This window comes from Geobacillus thermoleovorans (genome assembly GCF_001610955.1).
Classification (GTDB): Bacteria; Bacillota; Bacilli; order Bacillales; family Anoxybacillaceae; genus Geobacillus; species Geobacillus thermoleovorans.
Window position 1 is genome coordinate 605,610 of the sequence record NZ_CP014335.1, and the last position, 16,170, is coordinate 621,779.

Annotated in this window: 18 protein-coding genes; 15 read left to right on the forward strand and 3 right to left on the reverse strand. The window is 52.9% G+C overall.

Annotated features, from left to right (window positions below; genetic code table 11):
* Positions 1–30 precede the first annotated feature (30 nt).
* The 5 genes from hemE to GT3570_RS03200 all read left to right on the forward strand — a co-directional run bounded on the left by hemE (position 31) and on the right by GT3570_RS03200 (position 4,849).
* Complete coding sequence (hemE, locus tag GT3570_RS03180) at positions 31–1,068, forward strand: uroporphyrinogen decarboxylase (RefSeq protein WP_025038854.1); 1,038 nt, start codon at positions 31–33, stop codon at positions 1,066–1,068.
* A gap of 16 nt (positions 1,069–1,084) precedes the next feature.
* Positions 1,085–2,035, forward strand: coding sequence for a ferrochelatase (gene hemH / locus GT3570_RS03185; protein WP_011230165.1), 951 nt, complete (start codon positions 1,085–1,087; stop codon positions 2,033–2,035).
* Positions 2,028–3,467 carry a protoporphyrinogen oxidase gene (gene hemY, locus GT3570_RS03190; RefSeq protein WP_011230166.1) on the forward strand — a complete coding sequence of 480 codons (1,440 nt, stop codon included), beginning with the start codon at positions 2,028–2,030 and terminating at the stop codon, positions 3,465–3,467. The genes hemH and hemY overlap by 8 nt, the downstream gene beginning before the upstream one ends.
* 318 nt (positions 3,468–3,785) lie before the next feature.
* A complete protein-coding gene (locus GT3570_RS03195) occupies positions 3,786–4,358 on the forward strand; it encodes a TetR/AcrR family transcriptional regulator (protein ID WP_011230167.1) in 573 nt (190 codons plus the stop codon).
* Positions 4,359–4,516: 158 nt separating this feature from the next.
* Positions 4,517–4,849: a YhgE/Pip family protein gene (locus GT3570_RS03200; RefSeq protein WP_235045609.1), complete on the forward strand. Its 333-nt coding sequence runs from the start codon at positions 4,517–4,519 to the stop codon at positions 4,847–4,849.
* Between the two features lie 292 nt (positions 4,850–5,141).
* On the opposite strand, the gene yhfH is transcribed toward GT3570_RS03200, so the two are convergent.
* Complete coding sequence (yhfH, locus tag GT3570_RS17725; RefSeq protein WP_011230169.1) at positions 5,142–5,279, reverse strand: protein YhfH; 138 nt, start codon at positions 5,277–5,279, stop codon at positions 5,142–5,144.
* Positions 5,280–5,430: 151 nt separating this feature from the next.
* On the opposite strand from yhfH, the gene GT3570_RS03205 reads away from it, so the two are divergent.
* The 5 genes from GT3570_RS03205 (at position 5,431) to GT3570_RS03225 (ending at position 10,865) form a co-directional block, all read left to right on the forward strand.
* On the forward strand, positions 5,431–6,165 hold the full coding sequence (locus GT3570_RS03205) for an MBL fold metallo-hydrolase (protein ID WP_062898431.1): 735 nt from the start codon (positions 5,431–5,433) through the stop codon (positions 6,163–6,165).
* A 135-nt stretch (positions 6,166–6,300) separates the two neighbouring features.
* A complete protein-coding gene (locus tag GT3570_RS03210; protein ID WP_014195010.1) occupies positions 6,301–7,845 on the forward strand; it encodes a fatty acid--CoA ligase family protein in 1,545 nt (514 codons plus the stop codon).
* Positions 7,846–7,972: 127 nt separating this feature from the next.
* The gene (locus GT3570_RS03215; protein ID WP_062898432.1) at positions 7,973–8,980 is read left to right on the forward strand and encodes an ABC transporter substrate-binding protein; all 1,008 of its coding nucleotides are present in this window, start codon (positions 7,973–7,975) and stop codon (positions 8,978–8,980) included.
* Between the two features lie 129 nt (positions 8,981–9,109).
* On the forward strand, positions 9,110–10,102 hold the full coding sequence (locus GT3570_RS03220; protein WP_011230173.1) for an ABC transporter permease: 993 nt from the start codon (positions 9,110–9,112) through the stop codon (positions 10,100–10,102).
* The gene (locus GT3570_RS03225) at positions 10,068–10,865 is read left to right on the forward strand and encodes an ABC transporter ATP-binding protein (RefSeq protein ID WP_011230174.1); all 798 of its coding nucleotides are present in this window, start codon (positions 10,068–10,070) and stop codon (positions 10,863–10,865) included. Before GT3570_RS03220 ends, GT3570_RS03225 begins: the two co-directional genes overlap by 35 nt.
* A gap of 56 nt (positions 10,866–10,921) precedes the next feature.
* On the opposite strand, the gene dat is transcribed toward GT3570_RS03225, so the two are convergent.
* Positions 10,922–11,785: a D-amino-acid transaminase gene (gene dat, locus GT3570_RS03230; protein WP_011230175.1), complete on the reverse strand. Its 864-nt coding sequence runs from the start codon at positions 11,783–11,785 to the stop codon at positions 10,922–10,924.
* A 187-nt stretch (positions 11,786–11,972) separates the two neighbouring features.
* On the opposite strand from dat, the gene GT3570_RS03235 reads away from it, so the two are divergent.
* Positions 11,973–12,689, forward strand: coding sequence for an AzlC family ABC transporter permease (locus tag GT3570_RS03235; protein WP_014195014.1), 717 nt, complete (start codon positions 11,973–11,975; stop codon positions 12,687–12,689).
* Positions 12,682–12,987: an AzlD domain-containing protein gene (locus GT3570_RS03240; protein WP_011230177.1), complete on the forward strand. Its 306-nt coding sequence runs from the start codon at positions 12,682–12,684 to the stop codon at positions 12,985–12,987. The genes GT3570_RS03235 and GT3570_RS03240 overlap by 8 nt, the downstream gene beginning before the upstream one ends.
* Positions 12,988–13,050: 63 nt before the next feature.
* Here GT3570_RS03240 and GT3570_RS03245 read toward each other — a convergent pair whose 3' ends face one another.
* Entirely contained in the window at positions 13,051–13,641 is a 591-nt protein-coding gene (locus tag GT3570_RS03245) for an SCO family protein (protein ID WP_011230178.1), read from the reverse strand.
* A 192-nt stretch (positions 13,642–13,833) separates the two neighbouring features.
* On the opposite strand from GT3570_RS03245, the gene aceA reads away from it, so the two are divergent.
* The 3 genes from aceA to GT3570_RS03260 all read left to right on the forward strand — a co-directional run bounded on the left by aceA (position 13,834) and on the right by GT3570_RS03260 (position 16,098).
* The gene (aceA, locus tag GT3570_RS03250) at positions 13,834–15,120 is read left to right on the forward strand and encodes an isocitrate lyase (protein ID WP_011230179.1); all 1,287 of its coding nucleotides are present in this window, start codon (positions 13,834–13,836) and stop codon (positions 15,118–15,120) included.
* Positions 15,121–15,249: 129 nt separating this feature from the next.
* Positions 15,250–15,444 carry a hypothetical protein gene (locus GT3570_RS03255; protein WP_011230180.1) on the forward strand — a complete coding sequence of 65 codons (195 nt, stop codon included), beginning with the start codon at positions 15,250–15,252 and terminating at the stop codon, positions 15,442–15,444.
* Positions 15,445–15,564: 120 nt separating this feature from the next.
* On the forward strand, positions 15,565–16,098 hold the full coding sequence (locus GT3570_RS03260) for a competence protein ComK (protein ID WP_014195018.1): 534 nt from the start codon (positions 15,565–15,567) through the stop codon (positions 16,096–16,098).
* The last annotated feature ends 72 nt before the right edge of the window (positions 16,099–16,170 follow it).

Below are 16,170 nucleotides of genomic sequence, written 5' to 3' on the forward strand. Positions count from 1 at the left end.
GGGATTGTGAGGAAAGAAAGGCGGATGGAGATGGCTAGACAGATCAATGATACATTTTTGCGCGCCTGCCGCGGCGAACAAACATCGTACGTGCCGGTTTGGTATATGCGGCAAGCCGGACGGTCGCAGCCGGAGTATCGGGCGCTGAAAGAAAAATATTCGCTGTTTGAAATTACGCATCAACCGGAGCTTTGCGCGTACGTCACCAGACTTCCCGTTGAGCAATATGGCGTCGATGCCGCCATTTTATATAAAGACATTATGACACCGCTGCCGGCCATTGGCGTGAACGTCGAGATTCAGGGCGGCATCGGGCCGGTGATCGCAAATCCGATTCGCTCGCTTCAAGACGTCGAGCGGCTTGGGGAGATTGATCCAGAACATGATGTGCCGTATGTGTTTGAAACGATTCGGCTCCTTGTCAACGAACAGTTGGATGTGCCGCTCATCGGGTTTGCCGGGGCGCCGTTTACGTTGGCGAGCTACATGATTGAAGGCGGTCCGTCAAAAAATTATCATAAGACGAAAGCGTTCATGTATGCTGAACCGAAAGCGTGGTTCGCCTTAATGGACAAGCTCGCTGAGATGACGATCCGTTATGTGCGGGCGCAAATTCGGGCAGGGGCAAGCGCTGTGCAAATTTTTGATTCTTGGGTTGGCGCCGTTAGTGCTGACGATTACCGGACGTTTATCAAGCCGGCGATGGCGCGCATTTTTGCCGCTTTGCGGGAAGAAGGGGCTCCGCTCATTATGTTTGGCGTCGGCGCCAGCCACTTAGTGCATGAGTGGAACGATTTGCCGCTTGATGTCATCGGCCTTGACTGGCGGCTGTCGATTCGCGAAGCGCGCCGCCAAGGCATTGCGAAAGCGATTCAAGGCAACTTGGATCCGGCGGTGCTTCTTGCGCCGTGGGACGTGATCGAAGAACGGGTGAAGCGCATTTTGGACGAAGGGATGGAACGGCCGGGCTACATCTTCAACTTAGGCCACGGCATTTTTCCGGATGTTCAGCCGGCGACACTGAAGCGTCTGACCGCTTTTATCCACGAATATACGTCAACGAACTAAACGAGGGGGTGGCACAATGGTGAAAAAAACAGCGGGGCTGCTCGTGATGGCGTACGGAACGCCGTACCGGGAAGATGATATTGAACGGTATTATACGCACATTCGCCATGGGCGCAAGCCGCCGCAAGAACAAATCGAGGATTTAAAAGCGCGCTACCGGGCGATCGGCGGGTTGTCGCCGCTTGCGAAAATTACGGAAGAGCAGGCGAAACGGCTCGAGGAGCGGCTGAACGAAGTGCAAGATGAAGTCGAGTTTCGCATGTATTTAGGGCTCAAACATATTGAGCCGTTCATTGAGGATGCCGTCGAGCGCATGCATGATGACGGCATCAAAGAAGCGGTTGGGATCGTCCTAGCCCCTCATTATTCCACATTCAGCATTCGCTCGTACAATGAGCGGGCGAAAGCGGCAGCAAAAAAACTCGGCGGACCGACCATTTACACGATTGATCAATGGTATGACGAGCCGAAGTTTTTGCAATATTGGGCAGAACAAGTGCGGGCGATTTTTGCCGCCATGCCGGAACGTGAGCGGGAGCGAGCTGTGCTGATCGTATCCGCACATAGTTTGCCGGAAAAAATTATTCAAGCCGGTGACCCGTATCCAACGCAGCTCGAAGATACAGCGAAACGAATTGCTGATCAAGCCGGCGTCGCCCACTATGCCGTCGGCTGGCAAAGCGCCGGTCAGACGCCGGAACCATGGCTTGGGCCGGACGTGCAAGACTTGACGCGCCAGCTTTACGAAGAGCGCGGCTATACGTCGTTCGTTTACGCGCCGGTCGGTTTTGTCGCCGACCATTTGGAAGTGTTGTATGACAACGACATTGAGTGCAAACAGGTGACGGAAGAGATCGGCGCCCGCTATTACCGACCGGAGATGCCCAACACGAATCCATTGTTTATTGATGCATTGGCGTCGGTTGTGTTAAAGCGGTGGGCGGAAGAAGGCGATCGACATGAATGAAGGGCAACGGACGGTCGTCATCATTGGCGGCGGCATTACCGGCTTGACGGCTGCTTACTACTTGCAAAAAGCGATTCGAGAGCAACGCCTCCCACTTGCATGCAAACTTGTCGAGGCGACGCACCGGCTCGGCGGAAAAGTGCAGACGGTCGTCCGCGACGGTTTTGTCATTGAACGCGGTCCAGACTCGTTTTTGGCGCGGAAAACGAGCGCGTTTCGCCTTGTGAAGGAAGTCGGCCTTGAACATGAGATCGTTCATAACGCGACCGGAACATCGTACATTTTGGTCAACGGCAAACTCTATCCAATTCCGGGCGGAGCGGTGATGGGCATTCCGACGCGCATCGCCCCGTTTTTAACGACCGGACTGTTTTCCCCGGCCGGCAAGCTGCGGGCGGCGCTTGACTTTGTGCTGCCGCCGGTGAAAGTCGATGGTGATATGCCGCTTGGCCGCTTCTTCCGCCGCCGCCTCGGCGATGAGGTGGTGGACAATCTCATTGAACCGCTGCTTTCCGGCATTTACGCCGGCGACATTGATGAGATGAGCCTAATGGCGACGTTTCCACAGTTTTTTCAGCTTGAGCAAAAATACGGAAGCCTTGTCCGTGGAGCGAGACGAACGACGCCGAAAGAGCAAAAAGAGCGGAAAGGGGCGTTCCAGACGTTAAAAACGGGCTTGCAGTCGCTCGTTGATGAAGTGGAAAAACGGCTTGAGCCGGGCAGCGTTATCAAAGGGGTGCGTGTCGAGCGGATCGTTCGCACCGATTCGGCGTATCGGCTGCAACTGAGCACAGGAGAGGTGTGGGGGGCAGACGGCATCATCGTGACAACGCCGCATCATGTTGTGCCCGACATGTTCGCTGACTATCCGTTTTTCGCCCCGTTCCGTTCAGTGCCGCTGACGTCGGTGGCGACGGTGGCGCTCGCATTTCCGGAGGAGGCGATCCGCCAAGACATTGACGGCACCGGGTTTGTCGTTTCGCGCCGCAGCGATTACACGATGACAGCGTGCACATGGACGCATAAAAAATGGCCGCACACCGCGCCGCCTGGCAAGGCGCTCTTGCGCTGCTACGTCGGGCGCCCGGGCGATGAGGAGATCGTCGACCAACCTGATGATGAGATCGTCCGCGTTGTATTGGATGATTTAAATAAAGTGATGAATATTGCCGGCCAACCGGAGTTCGCCGTCATCTCGCGCTGGAAGCGGGCCATGCCGCAATACACGGTCGGGCACCGCGAGCGGCTGGCGCACATTAAACGGCAGATGGGCGATGCGCTGCCGGGGGTGTTTTTGGCCGGCAGCTCATACGAAGGGCTCGGATTGCCGGATTGCATTGACCAAGGCGAAAAAGCGGTGCGTGACGTGCTTCTGTATTTGCAGCAAGCGCCAGTTCAACAGACGTCCGATCTGTACAGCAGCGTCCGTTAATCGACGGTTTTCCAACGCCCTGGTCCGTTCGCCGCTCACATTTGGACGTCGGTGCGGCCGCCAGCCGGTTGAAGCGAAAAGAAGCGGATGGCTGTTTGTCTCTTTTGGCTCGTGGAAGTGGTTTCCGCTGCAAAAGGGATGTGAAAAGAACGTGGGAGAAGCTTCAACGGCGCTTCTACCCATTTGCTTGGAAAGGATGAGGGAGCAGGAAGAAATTCCGTCCCCAATGCGACGGCCCTTTACATCCATGTTGTTTGATAGTATAATGGATACGGGTTGACCAAATTGTTCATTTAGTCAATTTGAAGGATGAGGAGTATGGCAAGCGACCGCAAACGGCAAATCATCGAAGCGGCGGCCCAATCGTTTGCTGCCTTTGGCTACAAGGCGACGACGATGGAGCAGATCGCCAAGCTCGCCAACGTCGGCAAGGGGACGATCTATACGTTTTTTAAAAGCAAAGAGGAACTGCTTGATGAAATCGTCTCCGGATTGATTATGGAAATCAAGGCGGAAGCGGAGCTGGCGATGGACTCGTCACTGCCGTTTTCCGAAAACGTCCACCGCGCCTTGTACCGCATTTTGGAATTTCGCCAGCGCCATCAGCTGACGGCGAAGCTGCTTCAAGAAGTGCGCAATATCGGTACGGCGGCGGTGCAAGAAGTGCTTGCCAAACTGGACCGGGCAATGGTCGAGTTCATTCGGCAAAAAATTGATGCGGCGGTGGAAAAAGGGGAGATTCGTCCGTGCAATTCGGAAATTACGGCATTTTTGATGCTCAAGACGTACATCGCCTTGATCGTCGATTGGGAAAAAGATCATGAACCGTTGACAAAAGAACAAATTGCTGAATTGTTTACGCTCTATTTTTTGCAAGGATTGTCGAGATAGATGATCCTCTTTTTTTGTTGGAAATTGACCATGCGGACAATTTGGTCATCTGTACAAAGGAGGGAGCGCCATATGCTGCGAAAAGAGCTGCGGGCCATCGTGCTCCGCCCGAATTTGCTTGGCATTTGTTCACTTGGATCATCAGCATAACGTTTATGATGATTGTTCAATTCCTTGTCACCGTGTTTGACAACCCAGGCCGGTTTCTTGCCATTTTGCTATTGATTGCCCAGCTAGTTGGAAGCGCCGGCACGTATCCGATTGAGCTCGTTCCGGGTGCGTTGCAGTCGCTTCATCCGTGGCTGCCGATGACCCATGCGATCCGTGGGTTGCGAGCAGTCATTTCAAGCGGCGATTTCTTGGTCATGTGGAAGGAAGCTGCGATATTGCTTGCGACAGCCGCGGTCTTTGCCTTGGCGACGCTCGTGTATTTTCTCCTTCGGTATCGCCGCCGTTATGCGGTATGGACGGAAACAGCGGCTCAAACGTGATGATTGAACCATGCCGTCTCGAAGGCGTCCTAAAAAGATTGGGACGCCTTTTTGCATTGGCCAATATCGGAATCAAACAACAGATGGAATTAAAACCATTTTCTAGGACGAGGGATTGCTTTTTGCGGATGGGCCGCCATTAGAACGTTGTGTGTGATGGCGCCCCTGAGATTGGCAAAAAAAAATGCCTCTTAGCTGGAGGCAGTCAAGAGAAAAGGCAGGCTGCATTGGGGAACAGCCAAACGCCGGCGGGGCAGCCGGCGAACGTGACGCAAGGGCAGCGTCCGCTCACCTATTGGCGGTAAGCGGCGCCAAGGCAATCAGAGCACGTGTTGCCGTAGCATTCATGCTGCTCGTCAATCTCTTTGCCGCAGTGCAGACATTTTTTTGGCGGTAAGTTTCTGAAAAATTCCAACACTTTCATCAACATTCCGATCCCCTCCGTTGTCTTGGTAATTTTATTGTATTATAACACACAACAAAATGTCAATAGGTGTTTTAAAACAAAAATCAACAAAGATGAAAAAATAGGCGCGGTTGTGTATGATGAAGACAAAACGAATGGAAGGAGAGAACCGAAAATGAAAGTGACGGTCATCGGCTATTGGGGAGGATTCCCTGCCGCCAATGAAGCGACATCGGCGTATTTGTTCGAGCATGATGGATTTTGCCTGCTCGTTGATTGCGGCAGCGGGGCGCTTGCCAAGCTGCAAAACTATACGGCTGTGGAAAACTTAGATGCGGTCATCATCTCCCATTATCATTACGACCATATCGCCGACATCGGCCCGCTCCAATACGCGCGTCTCATTCATAAAAATTTGGGAGCTGACCTTCCCGTCTTGCCGATTTACGGCCATGTGGAAGACGAGGCGGCGTTTTCCCGCTTGACGCACAGCGGCATTACGGAAGGAATTGCCTATGACCCGAATGGGACGCTGGCTGTCGGGCCGTTTTCGATCACATTTATGAAAACAGTCCATCCGGTGCCATGCTACGCGATGCGCATTACTGCCGGCGGCAAGACGGTTGTTTATACGGCCGATTCAAGCTATATACCGGAGTTTCTTCCGTTTGCCAAAGGAGCCGACTTGCTCATTTGCGAGTGCAACTTTTACGCTGGGCAAAACGCGGCGCCGGCTGGGCATATGACGAGCGAGGAGGCGGCGGCCATCGCGGAGGGAGCACGTGTCGGAGAATTATGGTTGACGCATTTGCCACACGTTGGCCGGCACGAGCAGCTGGTTGAGGAGGCTGGCCGGACGTTTTGCGGTGTCATCCGCCTCGCCCACACCGGCCTAATATGGGCGCAATAGGCCAAAATAAGAGAGAACAGCAAAGGAAACGCTTTCCCTTGCCCTTTGCTGTTCTTTTTTTTATAATAAATATAGTTCGAATTTTTTTACTTATAAAATGAATGGTCATTCATTCATTTTGGGGGAGGAGCGTATATGAACGTAACGACGCGGTTGGCGCAAATCGCTAAGCAGTTGCCGGACAAGGAAGCGTATGTGTTCATGAAAGAGCGGTGCACGTATCAACAATTGGACGAAGCCATTTCCCGATTTGCCGACGGGTTGGCGCGGCTTGGCGTTCGCCGAGGCGACCATATCGCCTTGTTGCTTGGCAACTCGCCGCAGTTTGTCATCGGCTTGTACGGGGCGTTGCGGCTTGGGGCGACCGTCATTCCGATCAATCCCATTTACACGCCCGAGGAAATTTCTTATATTTTGCACAACGGCGACGTCAAGGCGGTGATCGGCCTCGACTTGCTCGCTCCGTTGTTTGTGGAGGCGAAGAAGCGGCTTCCGCTGCTCGAGCATGCGATCGTTTGTGAAACGCCGGAAGGGAAGGAGAAAGGTGTTTCGCTGTCGGAAGGGATGAAATCGTTTGCAGAAGTGTTGGCGGACGGCAGCCCGGACTTTACCGGACCTGAACTGGGTGATGACGATGTCGCCGTCATTTTGTACACATCGGGGACGACCGGCAAGCCGAAAGGGGCGATGCTCACTCATAAAAACATATACAGCAATGCGCAAGATACGGCTGATTATTTAGGCATCAATGAAAACGATCGCGTCATCGCCGCGTTGCCGATGTTTCATGTCTTTTGCTTGACCGTGGCGCTCAATGCCCCGCTGATGAACGGCGGAACGGTGCTCATCATGCCAAAGTTCAGCCCAGCAAAGTTGTTTCAGCTAGCCCGAGAGGAAAAAGCGACGATTTTTGCCGGCGTGCCGACGATGTACAATTTCCTTTATCAGTACGAAGGTGGAAGCGCGGACGATTTGCGGACGCTCCGCCTTTGCATCTCAGGAGGCGCTTCAATGCCGGTCGCTTTGCTTGAAAACTTTGAGAAAAAGTTCAACGTCATCATTTCGGAAGGATATGGGCTTTCGGAGGCGTCCCCTGTCACCTGCTTTAATCCGCTCGATCGGCCGCGCAAGCCTGGTTCGATTGGAACGAACATTAAAAACGTTGAAAATAAGGTCGTCAACGAATACGGAGAAGAAGTGCCCGTCGGCGAAGTTGGCGAGCTTGTCGTTCGCGGGCCGAACGTCATGAAAGGGTACTACAAAATGCCTGAAGAGACCTCGGCCGCCTTGCGCGACGGCTGGCTGCACACCGGTGATTTGGCGCGCATGGACGAGGACGGCTATTTCTACATCGTCGACCGAAAGAAAGAGATGATTATCGTCGGCGGCTACAACGTGTATCCACGCGAAGTCGAAGAAGTGCTGTACAGCCATCCGGATGTCGTTGAAGCCGCGGTGATCGGCGTGCCGGACCCGGATTACGGAGAGGCGGTGCGGGCGTATGTCGTCGCGAAAAATCCGGAGTTGACGGAAGCAGAGCTCATTGCTTACTGCCGTGAGCGGTTGGCAAAATATAAAGTGCCGAGCGCGATTGACTTTTTGGACGAGCTGCCGAAAAATGCGACAGGAAAAATTTTGCGAAGAGCGTTAAAAGAGCGGCTCGCGTCTTCCCATGCTTGATGGTGCTGAATTTTCAGCACCTTTTCTTTTTTTTGAATAGTATATTGAAAACAAGTAGATAAATTTATATAATTTAACACATAAAAGTTTAAAAGGACTAAACTTCTCTACATAGGGGGATGGGATCATGGGCCAATCGATTCGGCGGTTCGCCGCGGTGTGTGCAGCCGGCTTTTTGTTGCTTGGCGGCTGCGGCGGCGCGAAAGAGACGGGAAGCAGCCAGGGAAGCGGCGGGAAGAGCGGGAAAGAAAAGACGTACAAAATCGGCGTGACGCAAATTGTCGAGCATCCATCGCTCGATGCGGCGCGCAAGGGATTCCGGCAGGCGTTAAAAGACAAAGGGCTGTCCGTTGAGTATGACGTGCAAATCGCCCAAGGCGACCAAAGCAACAACCAAACGATCGCCAATAATTTTGTTTCGGACGGCGTCGACTTGATTTTTGCCAACTCAACGCCAAGCGCGCAGGCGGCGCTCAATGCGACAAAAGACATTCCAATCGTGTTCACTTCGGTGACTGACCCAGTCGGCGCACAGCTTGTCCAATCAATGGAAAAACCGGGCGGCAATGTGACGGGAACGACCGATACGCACCCGGAGGCCATTCCGAAAACGGTGCAGTTTATTGACAAATATATCAAAGGCAACCGTGTCGGCATGGTATATAACGCCGGCGAACAAAACTCAGTCGCTCAAATCGAACAGGTGAAAAAGGCGATGCAAGGAACGGACTTGCAAATCGTTCCTGCATCAGTATCGACATCAGCAGAGGTGAAGCAGGCGACCGAGTCGCTCGTCGGCAAAGTCGATTGTCTGTACATCATCACCGACAACACGGTCGTCTCGGCGCTCGAGTCGGTGATCCAGGTGGCGAATGAACACGACATTCCGCTTTTTGTTGGTGAACTGGATTCCGTCAAGCGCGGCGGTTTTGCGGCGTACGGGTTCGACTATTATGACATCGGCTACGAAGCGGGGGAAATGGCGGCGCAAATTTTGCAAGACGGCAAAAAGCCAGCCGATTTGCCGGTGCAATATCCACAAAAATTGAAGCTTGTCATCAACAAAAAAGCAGCGCAAGAAATGGGCATCAAGCTCAATCCGGAATGGGATTCCATTGCGGAATATATTGAATAAGCGGCCGTCCCTCCTTCGATGAAGGAGGGGGGCCAAAAAAGTAGGGAAAAGTGCGTTTTGGCACTCAACGTGTCACATGCGCCTTTGGTGTGTTTCCGAAAAGGTAGGTGAAAAGTTGTGTGGACAGCGATGTTCAGTTCCGTCGAAGCCGGCTTGATTTACGCCGTGATGGCGCTCGGCGTCTATTTATCGTTTCGCATTTTGGATTTTCCCGATCTGACGGTTGACGGCAGCTTCGTCACCGGCGCGTCCGTCGCCGCCGTGCTGATTGTCAATGGAGCCAATCCGTTTGCCGCCTCAGCCGCGGCGCTTTTGGCCGGCTTTGCCGCCGGGGTGTTGACTGGGCTTTTGCATACGAAAGGGAAAATCAATCCACTGTTATCCGGCATTTTAATGATGATCGCTTTGTATTCGGTCAATTTGCGCATTATGGGCAAATCGAACGTTCCGCTGTTGCAGCAGGAAACGGTCATCACAAAAATCACAGCCGCCTGGCGGCAAGCCGGATTGGATGCGGCGCTCAACCGACTCGTTTCCTTCACCGGTTTTGCGCCGCGGACATGGGCGGTGCTTGTGTCAATGGCGATTGTCGCGCTAATGGTCAAAGGGCTGTTGGATTGGCTGCTGAAAACAGAAGTGGGGATCGCCTTGCGGGCAACTGGAGACAACAAGCCGATGGTGGCGAGCTTTTCCGCCAACACCGATTGGTTGATCGTGTTTGGCCTTGGGCTGTCGAACGCGCTCGTGGCGCTTTCCGGAGCGCTCGTCGCCCAGTATGGCGGATTCAGCGACGTCGGGATGGGAATCGGGATGATCGTCATTGGGCTCGCTTCCGTCATCATCGGGGAGGCGTTGTTTGGCGCCCGTTCGGTCGCACGCGCGACGTGGGCGGTCATCGGCGGCGCCATCGTCTACCGTCTTATTTTGGCGCTCGCTTTGCGCGTCGAGTTTTTGGAGACGGGCGATGTGAAATTGATTACCGCGCTCATTGTCATGCTGGCGCTCGTCGTGCCCAACACGTTGGCGGCGCAAAAAGAACGGCAGCGGAAAAAGCGGAGGGTGCGGCAGTTGGAGAGGGGGGAAACCGTTGCTGGAGCTGAAACGAATTACAAAAGTGTTTAACGAAGGAACGGCTGACGAGAAAATCGCTTTGCGCGGCATTGATCTGACGCTTGCCCCCGGCGATTTCGTCACCGTCATCGGCAGCAACGGCGCCGGCAAGTCTACGCTCATGAACATCATTTCCGGACGGCTGTCTCCTGATACCGGCGAAGTGTGGATCAACGGCTGCGATGTAACCGCGCTCAAGGAGCATGCGCGCGCCCGCTACATCGGCCGCGTCTTTCAAGACCCGATGGCCGGCACCGCCCCGCATATGACGATTGAGGAAAATTTGGCGCTCGCCTACAACCGGACGAAGCGGCGCACGTTAAGTCTTGGCGTCACGAAGCAAAAGCGCGAGTGGTTTCGGGAAACGTTGCGAACGCTTCATTTAGGGCTTGAAGACCGGCTCGCCGCCAAAGTCGGACTTCTTTCCGGCGGGGAGCGGCAGGCGCTTTCCTTGTTGATGGCGACGTTTACAAAACCGGATGTGCTGTTGCTCGATGAACATACCGCCGCCCTTGATCCGGCGCGGGCGGAGTTGGTCACGGAGTTGACGAAGCAAATTGTTGAGCAGCACCGCCTGACGACGCTCATGGTGACGCACAACATGGAGCAGGCGATTCGCCTTGGCAACCGGTTGATCATGATGGATGGCGGGCAAATCATTTTTGCCGCAGAAGGAAAGGAGAAAGAGGAGCTGACGGTCGAGCGGCTGCTTGAGGCATTCCAACGCATCCGCGGCAGCCAGTTTGCGAGCGACCGCGCCGTGCTCAGCTCATAAACGAAATGAGGTGTCCTTCTTTGGCTAGGGGACACCTCTTCTGTTCGGCCGGCCGGTCAGATATTTTGGGTTTCTCGCTGCGTCGCTTGTCGGTAGGCGGCTTGCAGCGCCTTCGTCACCGCCCCTGGCGCGCCGCTTCGGATCACCGTTTCGTCGACTTGAATAATCGGGATAATCGCTGACGTCGTGCTCGTTAAAAACAGTTCGTCCGCCTCCGCAAGGTCGTTGGTGGAAAACGCTTCTTCGACAAATGGAATGCCAAGCTCAGCGCAAAACTGCTTCACTTTCGTGCGGACGATGCCGTTTAAAATCCGTGCGGTGGCCGGATGGGTGTACACCGTTTCATTTTTGACAAGGAAAATGTTTGACGAGCTGCCTTCGGTTACGACGCCGTCGCGATGCAAAATCGCTTCAAACGCTCCGCGCTCAACCGCTTCTTGTTTAGCCAATACGTTGGGCAATAAGTTCAAGCTTTTAATGTAACAGTATTCCCAGCGGACATCTTTCGTCAAAATCGTGCGCACCCCATGTGTCATTTCCTCGGTTTTCCGCGCCATCGGCTGGATGTAGGCGTACAAGTTCGGCCGGTTTTCCGCCGGAAACGCATGGTTGCGCGGGAAGCTGCCGCGCGTCATTTGCAAATACAAAATCGCATCTTCCTGCACATCGTTGAGGCGGCGAAGCTCCTCAAGCTGTTCGATGAGCTCTTCGCAGCCAAACGGAACGGATAGGCGAATGGCGGCCGCTGAACGGTACAGCCGGTCAAGATGCTCGCGAAGCCAAACGTATATCCCGTTATATAAGCGGACGACTTCGTAGACGCCATCACCGAATTGCAAGCCGCGCTCTTCCATCGGGTACGTGACTTGTTCATAACGGAAAATGCCGCGGTCGGTTAATACATACGGTTTCACTGACATGGACGTGCACTCCTTTTCTGTTGCCATCAATCATGAATCAGTTTGATTATATCATAGATTGGTCTCTCTCTGCGTTTGTCTCGTGTTTGGCGTGAGCAGAAACAATGGATGGACGTTCGGGTTGCGAAACGAAAGGAATTTTTAGATAATAAAGTTATCAATCTAGTCAAATGGAGGGGATGAATGGATGGAAACGACATGGGCAGCCGGCAAGATGGCGCCGTTTCGCCAAGGAGTGCAAGCGGGGGTGGCGATCGCCATCGGCTATATGCCGATCGCGCTGGCGTTTGGGCTGCTCGCCAAAACAACCGGACTGACGTTCGCCGAGACTGTGCTCATGAGCATCGTCGTCTTCGCCGGCGCCTCGCAATATATCGCGTTAAGTCTGCTTACCGCTGGCACTGGGGTGTTTGAAATCGTGTTGACGACATTCATATTAAACATTCGCCATTTTTTAATGTCGGCGTCCCTTAATGAAAAGGCTGAGCCGGACGCGCTTTGGAAAAAAGCGTTGTACGCCTTTGGCATTACAGATGAAACGTTTTCGGTGGCGGCGATGAAAGAAGGAACGATCAACGCCTCGTATATGTTTGGGCTCATTGCCATGGCGTATGGCAGTTGGGTCGTCAACTCGGGCATTGGTTATGCCGCTGGGGCCGGTTTGCCGGAAAGTTTGCAAGAAAGTATGTCCATTGCCTTGTATGCCATGTTTATCGGCCTGCTCGTTCCAGCGTTGAAAAAGCAGCGGAAAATCGTCTGGCTGGCGGGGCTGTCGGCTTTATTCAACTCGATCGGCACGTTTGCTCTTCACTTGTCGAAAGGCTGGTCGATCGTTTTGGCTACATTGTTGTCGGCCATCATCGTTCAATGGCTGACGAAGGAAGGGGGAAACGGCGGTGAATAGCACAATCGTATGGATGATCATCGGCATGGGGGTCGTGACGTATTTGCCGCGCCTGTTGCCGTTTGTGTTGCTCGGCGGCGTCGAGCTGCCGTCGTTTTGGCAAGGAGTGCTGAAAAATGTGCCGTATGCGGTGCTCGGGGCGCTCATTATTCCTGACGTTTTTTTCATCCAAGATGATTTTTGGTTCGGTGTCATCGGTTTTGCGGCGGCCGTCATCACAGCTTGGCTTGGGGCCAACGTCATGATCGTCGTGCTTGCGGCGGTTGCAGCGCTCAGCCTGTATTCGTTATTTGTTTAAAAAGGGAAGCGGACATTGCTTCCTCTTTTCCTTTTGCGACAGGTATGCAAACTTGCTGCATGGTTATGACAATTCCTCCATAATCGCCTCGTATACCTCATCGACATGAAATCGAGATGTCCCCATGCCGATTTGTTTGACGACACGACCGTTGCGGCCAAGCAAGTAGGCGAGCGTCGTGTGTACGATCATGCCGTTGCCCGGGTCGCGGTATTGAAAGTGGAAGGCGTCCGCTACTTTTTTCGTGTCCGCTTCACTGCCGCGCAAAAACACCCAACCTTGTCCGTCGCTCATGACTCCAAACGCATTGGCATATGTCTGCAGCTTTTCATTCGTATCGCGCGCCGGGTCGATCGTGATCGTGATGAATTCCACCTTGCTTCCAAATACCCCGGCTTGTTTTAGGCGATCGCGCAGTTTTGCCATTTGCGCTGTCGTATTCGGACAAACATCCGGACAGTTTGTATAAATAAACTCGACAAGCCTCACTTTCGGCGGAAGGTCGCCAAACTCGTATGATTTTCCCCATGCTGTTTCCATCGTCACGTCATTTGGAAGCCGCATCGTTGATGGCTGGTAGACAGCAAAGTACAGGATGCCGACGCTGATGCCGATGATGACAAGAGAGGCAGCTAACGTATACCATTTTTTCACCATTCATCACTCCTCAATATGATCATATCAAAAAAATTAGCGAAAAAATCGCGATGTTTATGAACAATATGCGACTATTTTCCTAATTAAAAAAAGTTTCAAAAAAAGGCTTGCACTTTCGTTTTTCTGTTATATAATAAAAACGTAAATAAAAACAATGTAATATAACAAAGAGAGATGGGGGAAGGAAAAATGGCGTCATTTGCTGAACGTGTCCGGCAATTAGAAGAAAGTTGGAAAAATGAGGAGCGCTGGAAAGGGATCGTTCGTCCGTACAGCGCTGAGGATGTCATTAAACTGCGCGGCTCGCTTGACATCGAGTATACGCTCGCTCGACGCGGGGCGGAAAAATTATGGAAGCTGCTTCATACAGAGGATTACGTCGCGGCCCTTGGCGCGCTGACCGGAAATCAGGCGGTGCAGCAAGTGAAAGCAGGCTTGAAGGCGATTTATTTAAGCGGCTGGCAAGTGGCGGCCGACGCCAACCTCGCCGGACAGATGTATCCGGACCAAAGCCTGTATCCGTCCAACAGCGTTCCGCATGTCGTCAAGCGAATCAATCAAGCGTTGCAGCGCGCGGATCAAATTCAATACTTAGAAGGCAGCGGGGACGTGGACTACTTTGTGCCGATCGTCGCTGACGCTGAGGCGGGGTTCGGAGGCCAACTGAACGTCTTTGAGCTCATGAAGGCAATGATTGAAGCCGGAGCGGCTGGCGTCCATTTTGAAGACCAGCTGTCATCGGAGAAAAAATGCGGCCATTTAGGCGGCAAAGTGCTTTTGCCGACGCAAACGGCGATTCGCAACTTGATTGCGGCGCGGTTGGCCGCCGATGTCATGGGGGTTCCGACGGTGCTCATCGCACGCACCGACGCGAACGCTGCTGACTTGATCACAAGCGACATCGACCCGCGCGATCAAGCGTTTATCACTGGAGAACGGACACCGGAAGGCTTCTATCGCACAAGAGCCGGTTTGGATCAAGCGATCGCCCGCGGGCTTGCCTATGCGCCGTATGCCGACCTCATTTGGTGTGAGACGAGCGAGCCGAATTTGGATGAGGCGCGCCGGTTTGCCGAAGCGATCCATGAGAAATTCCCCGGCAAGCTGCTGGCGTACAACTGCTCGCCGTCGTTCAACTGGAAGAAAAAATTGGACGATGAAACGATCGCCAAATTCCAGCAAGAGCTCGGCAAAATGGGATACAAGTTCCAATTTGTCACTTTGGCTGGCTTCCATGCGCTCAATTACAGCATGTTCGAACTGGCGCGCGGCTACAAAGAACGCGGCATGGCGGCGTACGCCGAGCTGCAGCAAGCGGAATTTGCCGCCGAGAAGTACGGATACACGGCGACGCGCCATCAGCGCGAAGTCGGCACGGGCTATTTCGACGAAGTCGCCCAAGTGATCTCCGGCGGCCAATCGTCAACAGTCGCTTTGAAAGGATCGACCGAAGAAGAACAGTTTACAGCCATCTAATGCCGATCACCAGCAAAGAGACGCCCGGCTTGGCCGGGCGTTTTTTGTTTGAGACGAAGAGCCTCCTTGCTTCCATCGCATAATAAGGAAAAAAATGACGCATCCTATGGAGTACAAGGAGGCGATGTAATGGAAAAGAATCAAGGCGATCTGCCGGAGCTGATGCCTGCCGAGTTTCGCGTCAGTACGGATCTTCATGTTGAGCAATGGTCGATGAATGAAGAGACGTATGCTGGCGACTCGGTCGGCGAGCATACCGCGTTGGAACAGGCGAATGAATATTTAGCGTCCAAAGAAATCGGCCAAACGTTCGAAAACTCCTAGAACACCCATGACGATTGTCATGGGTTTTTTTATTAGATTTTTTGCAAAATATAGAAAAAAATAACTACTGATGGTATGATAGGAGTAGTGAGCGAGTTGATTAAGGGAGGAGACGAACGGATGAAAGTCAATGAATTCATTGTATTGGAACAATTCATCGTAAGCCGTTATACGATGGCGGTTCTCCCATACTTTTTAAACAGCGATGTGTATGCGAAAGTCATTGAAGAGGACGGCGAATATATCATCAAACAAACGCCGATTGACATTATTAAACATAGTTGCGATTACTACGGAAGCAGCTTTCAAGGAAGGAAAGAAGGAACGAAAGCCGTCATTGGCATCACTCATAAAGCGCCGATCGCCATTGAACCGTCCAATGAAATTTACGTATTTCCAACCGCCTCTCCGCGTGACTCCCGCTGCGTTTGGCTCTCGCACATGCACGTCTATCGGTATGAGCCTGCCAAATATGAGCGGACCATCGTTTATTTCCGCAACGGAAAAAGCATATCCCTCGATGTTTCCTGCAAATCGTTCATCAACCAGTTATACCGAACGGCTCAACTTCGAACGAAATTATCCGAGCGGATGGAAGCGAGGGAGCGCAAACTCCAATACATATTTCGCATGCAGCAAGAAAAACAGAGTTAGCTGAACAAATTGATAAAAATGGTTTTTCCTAAAGATGAGTTCAAATTAGGCGCCTGGACGTGTAAAATAAAG